Here is a 1,950-nt window from a genome sequence, read left to right as displayed (position 1 = left end):
GGACGGTCGGCGCGTCTGCACAGGGGCATGCGGCTGAGGCTCGGCGACTACATACTGTATGTCGACCTGCAGACGCCAGCTATGCAATCGCCAGCAACCACCACCCAGCCGGTCGCCGAACGGTCGCCGCCCGCGTCCCGCGCGCCGTTGAGCATCGGCAACGACGATTTCTTTTCGGCCAGGGCGGAAGAAGAGCCGCGGCGGCCGCGTCCGGCCGATCTGCCCAACCCGTTCGAGCAGCCGCTGCCGGGAGCATTCGAACGCGCCAACGCCAACCAGGGCAGTTCGCAGGCCTTCGACGACCCCTTCAGCCTCGACCCGGTGCCATCCCTCAACGGTGCGGCCGAAGCCGCCCAGGCAAAGCCGTCGGCCGTCGAAGACGATTTCGGTTTCGGGCCGGCCGCTCCGGCGCATGGCGAATGGCCGGCGGGCCAGCGCGAGCGCGTCGCCGAAAGACCGCAACCGGCGAACCCATGGGATTTGCCGGCGCAGGCGCCCGAGCCCCCTCCCGCGCCACGTGTGGCCGCCAGTCCACGACCGGTCCGTCAGCCGCCGGCGGCCCCGTCGCAGTCGCACTCGGACATGGCGCTTCGCGCCGCCTTCCTGCGCGGCATGGGCGTCGAGGAAGCCGATCTCGCCGGCCGCGACGCGATCGCCGAGATGGAGAAGTTCGGGCGCGAGTATCGGCTGATGCTGGAAGGCCTGATGCAGCTTCTGCGCAAGCGCTCCGAGGAAAAGGGAAACGCGCGTGTCGCCCAGACGATGGTCGGCGCCTCCGAGGTCAATCCGCTCAAGTTCCTGCCGACGGTCGACGACGCGATCGTGACCATTCTTGGCGAACGCAGCCCCGGCTTCCTTGCCGGCGAAGCGGCAATCTCGGATGCGGTCCGCGATCTCGCGCAACATCACGTGCGCGCCTGGCGCGGCGTGCAGGCCGCGCTTCGCCAGATGGTCGACCGCTTCGACCCGGCGGCGATCGAGGAAGAGCTGAAATCGAATTCCGCGATCGGCACGCTGCTTTCGGGCGGGCGTGGCGCCAAGCTGTGGGAGCTTTACCAGAAACGCCATCGTGAAATCGCCGAGAGCGCTGAAAAGAGCTTTCTCGGCGAGGTCGGCGCTGATTTTAGGGATGCATATGAGGAGGAGTGAGACATGATCGATCGACGCGAATTCATCATTGCCCTTGGCGCCACCGGGCTGGTTTCGGCCTGCCAGAGCGGTCCGCCGAAACCATCCGTGATCACGGTCAATGTGAGCGGCGGCGCCGGCATGAATCCGGGGCCGGGCGGCGGTGACCGGCCGGTGACTGTCCTGGTGATGCGGCTGAGCAGCACCGGCAAGTTCAATTCGGCCGACTATTTCGCGCTGCAGGGCGATGCTGGGTCCGCGCTCGGGGCCGACCTCATCGGGTCCGACACGGTCTCGGTCGCGCCGGGAAAGACCGCGGCCAAGACCATCACGGTCGAACCGAACGCGACGGCGCTCGGCTTCGTCGCGCTGATCCGCGAGCCTGGCGGGAGGAACTGGCGCACGACCAAGTCGGTCTCGCCGAGCTCAAAATTCACCATCAACGTGACGCTCGGCAGCGGTGGCATCTCCGCCTAGCGGCCGGACAGGAAGTGGCTCCGTGCGGAGAGTAACGGCATGAGCGATGCAAACAGGGTGCTGTGGTCCGAGGGCCTGTTTCTCAGGACCCAGCACTTCCAGCAGCAGGACCGGTTCTTCGAGGCGACCGTGCGCGGCGCCTTGCAGGCCGGGCAGCTCCACACGTTCGGCTTCCAGCAGCTGACGCTCGACCAGTCCCTGCTCGACGCCGGCCAGATCTCCATCGTGTCGGCGCGCGGCATCTTCCCGGATGGCACGCCCTTTTCCATTCCCGAGATGATGGACGCGCCACGACCCTTGCCGGTCACCGCCGACACCGGCGCTGGAGCGGTGCTGGTTGCGCTG

Annotated in this window: 3 protein-coding genes; all 3 read left to right on the top strand. The window is 67.5% G+C overall.

Translation table 11 applies throughout. The features are described 5' to 3' along the window. Positions 1 to 1,149: type VI secretion system-associated FHA domain protein TagH (tagH, locus tag EN738_RS33950; protein ID WP_127287329.1), on the top strand; the 1,149-nt coding region annotated here is incomplete at its 5' end. 3 nt (positions 1,150 to 1,152) lie between these two features. Continuing rightward, positions 1,153 to 1,605 (top strand): type VI secretion system lipoprotein TssJ, encoded by a 453-nt coding sequence (gene tssJ / locus EN738_RS33945; protein ID WP_127287328.1) that lies wholly within the window; start codon positions 1,153 to 1,155, stop codon positions 1,603 to 1,605. A gap of 39 nt (positions 1,606 to 1,644) precedes the next feature. Further along, a partial coding sequence (tssK, locus tag EN738_RS33940) for a type VI secretion system baseplate subunit TssK (RefSeq protein ID WP_189606122.1) occupies positions 1,645 to 1,950 on the top strand: 306 nt, incomplete at its 3' end.

Origin of the sequence: Mesorhizobium sp. M4B.F.Ca.ET.017.02.2.1 (genome assembly GCF_003998955.1) — a bacterium.
Lineage (GTDB): Bacteria > Pseudomonadota > Alphaproteobacteria > Rhizobiales > Rhizobiaceae > Mesorhizobium > Mesorhizobium abyssinicae.
This window is presented reverse-complemented; position numbering and strand designations above follow the sequence as displayed.

Bases quoted from the DNA above. Each gene is read 5' to 3' on its own strand.
- tssJ (WP_127287328.1), top strand. From the start codon at position 1,153: ATGATCGATCGACGCGAATTCATCATTGCCCTTGGCGCCACCGGGCTG.